This is a genomic window from Nitrospinota bacterium (genome assembly GCA_016235255.1).
Taxonomy (GTDB): domain Bacteria; phylum Nitrospinota_A; class UBA7883; order UBA7883; family JACRLM01; genus JACRLM01.
In genome coordinates this window covers 1-7,302 of the sequence record JACRLM010000088.1, presented here as the reverse complement: position 1 = coordinate 7,302, position 7,302 = coordinate 1, and the positions used below count along the sequence as shown (strand labels likewise).

Sequence of the window (7,302 nt, the reverse complement as noted above, 5' to 3'; positions counted from 1 at the left end):
GAAATCAAAAAGAAAAGGAAGGCCGCGGCGTAACTGTCCGCCGCTTGCGGCCCCGCCGGGATTAATCGGAAATCACCGGATGGACAAAGCGGACAATTCATGTGCTACTAAACCGGACATTTCTATTTGTTGCTAACAGAGCGAGGCCTGTTTTCAGCGCTATTCAAAGGTCAGGAGTCCGGCATCCGCCCAAGGGCGCGTATCTCGCGCTGTCATTCCACAAACCGTCATCGGTTATCCGGCAACACGAATTCGAAGTCCTGCTCCCGGATCTTCGCGAGTCCTCCCGTGCCGCCGCCGGGATGGCCGCAGAGGGCAGGGCGGACGCTATTTTTTGCCGCTTCCGTCTTCCTTGTATTCTTCAGCCTTGTGGCGCACGATGTCGCCATCCTTCATGTAAATCACGTCCTCGGCGATGTTTGTGGCGTGGTCTGCGATCCTTTCCAGGTGGCGCGACACGGAGAGGAAGTGCAGAAGGCTGTTGACGCTGGCAGGATGCTTGATTACGCCGTCCTTCACCTTGTCGTAAACCTCCCGGTTTATGGCGTCCACCTCGTCGTCGGCGGCGCACACTTCGCGGGCAAGGCCGCTGTCCAGCTCAAAAAAGGCCTCCAGGCTTTTTTCCAGCATTTCCTTGGCCTTGTCGGCCATGCCGGAGAAGTCGAACGGGATGTCCAGCTTTTCCTGCGTGGAAAGGAATATGGCCCGCTCGGCGATATTCACCGCTAAATCCGCTATGCGCTCCAGATCGCTGTTGATCTTGAGCGCCGCCACCAGGAAGCGCAGATCCTGGGCCACGGGCTGGTGGAGCGCCAGTATCTTCAGGCACTCCTCCTCAACGTCCACCTCCATGTGGTCTATCTCTATGTCGCTTTCTATCACCCTGTTGGCCAGGGCGGCGTCCCGCCTTTCTATAGAATTGACGGCGCGGTGGACGCTTTCCTCCACCTGGGTGGACAGCGCGCGGACCATGCTTTTGACCCGCTCGATTTCTTTTAACATATGCTTTGGCATCTTAGTCTCTCCGTTTCCTTTAACCGAACCTGCCTGTAATGTAATCTTCCGTCCGCTTGTCCTTCGGCTTTGTGAACATTTCGCGCGTTATGCCAAACTCCACCATATCGCCGAGCAGCATAAAGCCGGTGAAGTCCGACACGCGGGCCGCCTGCTGCATGTTGTGGGTGACTATTATTATCGTGTAGTTTTCCCGCAGGTCGGCCATCAGGTCCTCTATCTTGGCCGTCGATATGGGGTCGAGGGCGGAACATGGCTCGTCCATCAGCAATATCTCCGGCTCCACCGCCAGCGCCCTGGCAATGCAAAGCCGCTGCTGCTGCCCGCCGGAAAGCCCCAGCGCGCTTTCGTTGAGCCTGTCTTTCACCTCTTCCCACAGCGCCGCGCCCTTCAGGCACCGCTCCACGATGGCGTCCAGCTCCTGTCTGGAGTTGGAGCCATGGATGCGCGGCCCATAAGCTATGTTCTCATATATGGTCTTGGGGAAGGGATTGGGCTTCTGGAACACCATTCCGATCCGTTTGCGAAGCTCTGGCGCCATTATGTCCGCGTCGTAAATGTTCTTCCCCCCCAGGAGTATCTCCCCCTCGATACGTACCCCGTCCACAAGTTCGTTCATCCTGTTCAGGCAGCGAAGCAGCGTGGATTTGCCGCAGCCGGACGGGCCGATGAGCGCGGTGATCCTGTTTTTAAGGAACGTGATGTCTATGTTCCGGATGGCAGATTTTTTTCCGTAATAGAGCGTCAGTTTTTTCAGCTCCATCACCGACGGGCCGGACAAATCCTCCTCCATCCCGGCCATGCCGCCAAAGGTCCCGGAAAGCGGACGGGAGCTAAATTCCACCATCATTCATCCCACAATGCGCGCCTTGGCGCGGTTTTTCTAACCTGTCCATATTTCAATTTACCTCTCAAACGGCCGATGTGGCGAATTTTTTCTTCAGTCTGTTGCGCGTCATTATCGCCCCGATGTTGAGCGCCAGGACGATAAGAAGCAAAAGCAGTGTGGTGGTGTAGACCATGGGCCTGGCCGCGTCCACGTTGGGGGACTGGAAGCCCACGTCATATATATGGAAGCCCAAGTGCATGAATTTGCGTTCCATATGCATAAACGGCCAGAAACCGTCTATCGGCAGCGACGGGGCCAGCTTCACAACGCCGGTTATCATCAGAGGGGCCACCTCGCCGGCCGCGCGGGCCATCGCCAAAATAAGCCCCGTGAGAATGGACGGCAGCGCCGCCGGAAGCACCACGCGCCATGTCGTTTCAAATTTTGTCGCCCCAAGCGCAAGCGACGCTTCCCTAAGTCCCTTGGGAATGGCGGCAAGCCCTTCTTCCGTGGCCACGATCACCACCGGCACCGTGAGCAGCGCCAGGGTCAGCGACGCCCATAATATCCCCCCCGTCCCGAATGTGGGGGTGGGGAGCGATTCGGAGAAGAACACCCGGTCCACCGTCCCGCCGATGAAGTAAATGAAGAACCCCACGCCGAATACGCCGAAAACTATGGACGGGACGCCCGCCAGGTTGTTCACCGCTATGCGCACAGCGCTGACAAAAGTCCCCTGCCGGGCGTACTCCCGCAGGTAGAAAGCCGCCAGCACGCCGAAAGGGGCCACGGCCACGCTCATTATCATCACCATCAGTACTGTGCCGAAAATCGCCGGGAAAACGCCCCCCTCGGTGTTGGACTCCCTCGGGTCGTCCGCCACGAACTCCCATATCTTGGAAAGGTACACCCCCGTCTTGCCGAACACCCCCATGCTGTTGGGGCGGGTCACCCGGACAATGAGGGCCAACGGTATTTCCTTTTCCATCCCCTCGCCGGCGGAAACTGTGACGCTGGCCGTCTGTTTGCTTTTTATCGCGTCAATCCTGGCCATCAACGCCGAGTAACTGTCGTTGAGCCGCTGGCTTTCTTCCCTGAGCTTTGCGCTTTCCGGCACATCGGGCTTTCCGGCCGTTTCCATCTTTTTAAGCTTCAGCCGGATCCTCTCCTGCGCGTAATTGAGCTCGCCGATGTCCTTTTGCTCCATCCGGCGCACATAGTCGAACGTTTCACGCGCGGCGGGAAGCAGTTTTACTAGCGCATCGTATCCAGCCGCCGGGCCCGATCCGGCCAAAGCCCCACCCTCCTTTACTTCCTTTATCTCCCCGATAAAATCGCCCCACTCCCGCCGCTCGAGCACCACCGCGTCCGCGGGCTTTGCGCTTGCCCGGATGTCCGCCTCGTCAATCCAGATGAAATCCTGTCCGTGCAAGTCACGGTTGGCCTGTTTCACTTTCACGCGCCACTTGGTTGCGCCAACGGGGCCGAACTCTTCCCTTTCGGCTATCTGCCCCGTCACTGTCCGCCCGTCGGCCAGCGAAAGCCGGGCCACATCCTCCGGCCAGAAAAATCCCAGCCCGTTCACCATTATCAGGAACACGAGCCCCGCCACCATTAAAAGCGCGAAGGCGACGGCGCCCCCCGTGAGCCATATGAAAGGATCGCCGCTCTTAAAATAGTCCCTCATATCTCCGAATACCTTTTGCGAAGTTTCAGCCGCACCATTTCGGCGGCGGTGTTCACGATGAATGTCATGGCGAAAAGGAGCAGGGCGGCCAAAAACAGTGTCCTATACAGCGTTCCCTGCTCGGGAGCCTCGGGAAGCTCCACGGCGATGTTGGCGGAAAGCGCCCGGAACCCGTTGAACACGCTCAGGTCCATTATCGAGGTGTTGCCTGTGGCCATGAGCACTATCATAGTCTCGCCCACGGCCCTGCCAAAACCTATCATTATGGCGGAGAATATCCCGGGGCTTGCCGCCGGGAGGGCCACGCGAAGCGCCGTCTGCCATGGGGTGGCCCCAAGCGCCAGCGACCCTGCCTTAAGATGCGCCGGCACGTTGGACAGCGAGTCCTCGGCGATGGTGAATATTATCGGGATCACGGCAAAGCCCATGGCAAAGCCGACCACGAGGCTGTTGCGCTGGTCGAAGGTGAGCCCCAGCGCTTCCCGAAGCCACACCCGGTAGTCCCCCCCCAGGAGAGCCTGTTCTAGCAGCGCCCCCAGCGACAAGGAGAGCCACACCGCCGCCAGCACGGCGGGGATTATCACAAGGAGCTCCTTGCCGTGGGTCATCCGCCCGCGCAACTCAGGAGAAGCCATCTTGCTCCACACGGCGAACGCGGCCAATACCGAGGCCACGGCCATGAACGGCATCAGGAACACACCCGGCGCTATCTTCTCCATCACAGGGGCGAGCCACAGCCCCGCGATGAACCCAAGCACCACGCTGGGCATGGCGGCCATGATCTCCACCGCCGGTTTGACTATCCCTTTAAGGCCCGGCCCCATGAACTGGGAAGTGTAAAGGGCCGCCAGCAGCGAAAGGGGGACCGCGAAAAGAAGGGCGTAGAACGTCCCCTTGAGAGTTCCGAAAATAAGCGGTGTAAGGCTTAGCTTCGCCTCAAAATCGTCCGCCCCGCCGGTGGACTGCCATACGTATTCCCCCTGTTCGTACCCTTCATACCGGACCTTGCCGAAAAGGCCGCGCAACGTCACTTCGGGGTGGGGGTTGTCCAGCTTCCATTCTTTTATCTCCCCGGCCGCCGTGAGCGCGGCGAATGCGTCCCCCTTCGGCGGCATCACAATCTGGCCGATCTTTTCACCAGCCGCCTCCACTCTTAAAAGGGTGGAGCCTGTGGTGCCGTAACGGAGCATCACCTGTCCCGACTCATCGGCCGTCACAAAGCCCTTGTTGCGGGCGGAAGAAGCGAAGGATGTGACAGCCCGCCTGTGCGAGGTGAAACTATAGTTCTTTATCAGCCTGCGCACGCCATGCTCGTCGTTGACCATCTGCCAGGAGCTGACAGCCCCGGCGGTGTCCCCCGCCACAAGCGTGCGTCCACCCAGCAGGAAACCGAGCACGCTCACCGAAGCGCCGGGGGCCGAAGCGGCGGTGACTATCTCCCCGGCCACAGGTTCGGGCGAATCCTTCAGGCTCACCCGGGCGATCCTTCCCGCGGAAGTGCCTATAAAGATATCTTCGCCCCTTTTGTCCATGGCGATGGCCGTTATTACCCCTTCCAAAGGAAGGGGGACAGTTTTGAGCGTGGCCTGTTTTTCAACCGGGCCTACAAGGCTTTTAGATTCGGTGACGGACAGCACGGCAAGCTCGTCCGGGCCGATTACCGCCGCGGTCACAGGGCCTTGCTCAGTCTGGGCGTGCGCGAGGAATTTTACGGCTCCGCCGCTTTTGTTCACCACCACAGGTTCTCCGGGACGGATCACGCAATCGGCCACCTTCTCGCCGCGCTCGTTAAAAGAGGACTCGAAAGTGATCTCCACCGGCGCCACCCGTCCGTCGGAAAGGCCCAGCGCCACCACTCCGTCGGCGAGGGGAGTGGCGGAAACGGCCACCGCGCCGTCCGCCCATGGGAAACGGACGTTTTTGACCAGTATTCCGTCTTTCATGGAGACCACCAGCGCCTCGCGCTTCGTTATCAGGTATGCCGATTGGCGGTATTCGTCCAGCCCCATCGAAATGGGCGTCCGTTCCCCCTCCGCCGGCGTGAGCGCTGTTTCCATGGTGGCCCTGGCGGGGGTGAAAAGGGGATAGACCTCCGCGACGATCACAAGCAGAATGCAAAGGATGGAGGCTATCACCGCGCCGCCGCCAAGAGTGACAAGCCGGCGGGTCATCACGTCCGTCTTCAGCCTTGGCCGCAGATTGCCGGCTGGCCGGGGCCCCCCCATTTTATCCATCACTTGCTCCTGTTTCGGTCAACCAGGTCTTCAGGCGGAGGCGCTACTTGCCGATTTTTTTCAACTCCTCTTCCACGATGGAAGAGGGGATCGGGAAATAGCCGTCCTTGACCACCACGTCCTGCCCTTCTTTTGAAAGCACAAGCTTGAGGAATTCAAGAGTGATCGGATCAAGGGTCTTGCCCGGGGCCTTGTTCACATATATATAGAGGAAGCGCGACAGGGGATATTTGCCCGAGTAAGCGTTCTGCGCGCTTGCTTCAAAGGGCTTGCCCCCGTCCTTTTCGGCGATGTCCACGGCGCGCACCCCGGCGGTGGCGTATCCTATCCCGCTATAACCGATGGCGTAACGGTCCACGGTGATCCCCTGCACCACCGAGGCGGAGCCGGGCTGTTCTTTGACAGTGTCCTTAAAATCGCCGTTCAGGAGAGCGTGGTCCTTGAAAAAACCGTAAGTGCCGGAGGCGGAGTTGCGCCCGTAGAGGCTCAAGGCCTTGCCGGACCATTCGCCGGTAAGCCCCAGCCCTTCCCAGGTCTTCATGTCCGCCTTGGCCCCGCGCCTGCGGCTCTTGGAGAACACCGCGTCCACCTGGGCCAGCGTCATGGACTTTAAGGGATTGTCCTTGTTGACGAACACCGCCAGCGCGTCCACCGCCACCCGTATCTGCGTCGGCTTGTAACCGAATTTCTTCTCGAACTGGTCTATCTCCGTTTCCTTCATCGGCCGGGACATGGGGCCAAGCTGGGCCGTGCCGGCGATGAGGGCGGGAGGCGCGGTGGACGATCCTTTCCCCTCCACCTGGGTCTTCGTGTTCGGATACGCCTTGTTGAAGGTCTCGGCCCACAGGGTCATCAGGTTGTTCAAAGTGTCCGACCCGACGGACGATACGCTTCCGCTTATCCCGCTCACCTTTTTATATGCCGCTATTTTCGAGTCCACTTTCGGCGCGCCTCCCGCCGCAATGGCCTCCGGGGCGTAACCTGCGGCAAGCAGGCAGATCATGGCGGCAAAGACCGCCAGTTTCGATTTCAGACCCATCGCGTTTCTCCTTTTGTCATATGAGGCCCGGTTTCCCGGCCTGTGCGCGCGCTTACGGAAAGCACCCGCGAATCGTACCAGACAACTTGTGGCCGGATTGTTAAGATCGTGTTAAATCCCGCCCGTAATCTTAGCACAACAATCAAGGCGGTTTGGACGTGGCGGCGCGATTTTTACCAGGGGAGTTTTCTTAATAAAATACTAACATTGCGGCGCGCCGCTTTTAGGTAGAATACCTCAGTAACCGCATAAGGACGGCATGGAAACAATACTGGTTGTGGACGATGAGGAGGATATCCTCGAACTGCTTTCATATAACCTGGAAAAGTCCGGTTACAAGGTGATAACCGCCGCCACTGGGAGTCAATCCCTTTTTTAGTTGAAACTCCCGGCATGACCGTCACGCCGCTTTCACCATTATCTTCCCCGCCAGAACCTGTTTCATGATTTCACGCAGTTCCGGCAGGTGTTTATAACCGCTCACTTTCCTCAACCTGGG

The 7,302-nt window shown here is 59.0% G+C and carries 5 protein-coding genes and 1 pseudogene; 1 reads left to right on the top strand and 5 read right to left on the bottom strand.

Going from position 1 to position 7,302, the window contains the following annotated elements; translation table 11 throughout:
* Nucleotides 1-327: 327 nt before the first annotated feature.
* The 5 genes from phoU to HZB29_12225 form a co-directional block, all read right to left on the bottom strand.
* A complete protein-coding gene (phoU, locus tag HZB29_12245) occupies nt 328-1,014 on the bottom strand; it encodes a phosphate signaling complex protein PhoU (GenBank protein ID MBI5816368.1) in 687 nt (228 codons plus the stop codon).
* 19 nt (nt 1,015-1,033) lie between these two features.
* Nucleotides 1,034-1,807, bottom strand: coding sequence for a phosphate ABC transporter ATP-binding protein (locus HZB29_12240; protein MBI5816367.1), 774 nt, complete (start codon nt 1,805-1,807; stop codon nt 1,034-1,036).
* 118 nt (nt 1,808-1,925) lie between these two features.
* Nucleotides 1,926-3,530, bottom strand: coding sequence for a phosphate ABC transporter permease PstA (pstA, locus tag HZB29_12235; protein MBI5816366.1), 1,605 nt, complete (start codon nt 3,528-3,530; stop codon nt 1,926-1,928).
* Nucleotides 3,527-5,764, bottom strand: a complete 2,238-nt coding sequence (locus HZB29_12230; GenBank protein ID MBI5816365.1) for an ABC transporter permease subunit — start codon at nt 5,762-5,764, stop codon at nt 3,527-3,529. The genes pstA and HZB29_12230 overlap by 4 nt, the downstream gene beginning before the upstream one ends.
* Nucleotides 5,765-5,807: 43 nt before the next feature.
* Nucleotides 5,808-6,767, bottom strand: coding sequence for a phosphate ABC transporter substrate-binding protein (locus tag HZB29_12225; GenBank protein ID MBI5816364.1), 960 nt, complete (start codon nt 6,765-6,767; stop codon nt 5,808-5,810).
* A 295-nt stretch (nt 6,768-7,062) separates the two neighbouring features.
* Here HZB29_12225 and HZB29_12220 point away from each other — a divergent pair.
* Nucleotides 7,063-7,164: pseudogene (locus tag HZB29_12220) on the top strand (DNA-binding response regulator).
* Nucleotides 7,165-7,302 lie beyond the last annotated feature (138 nt).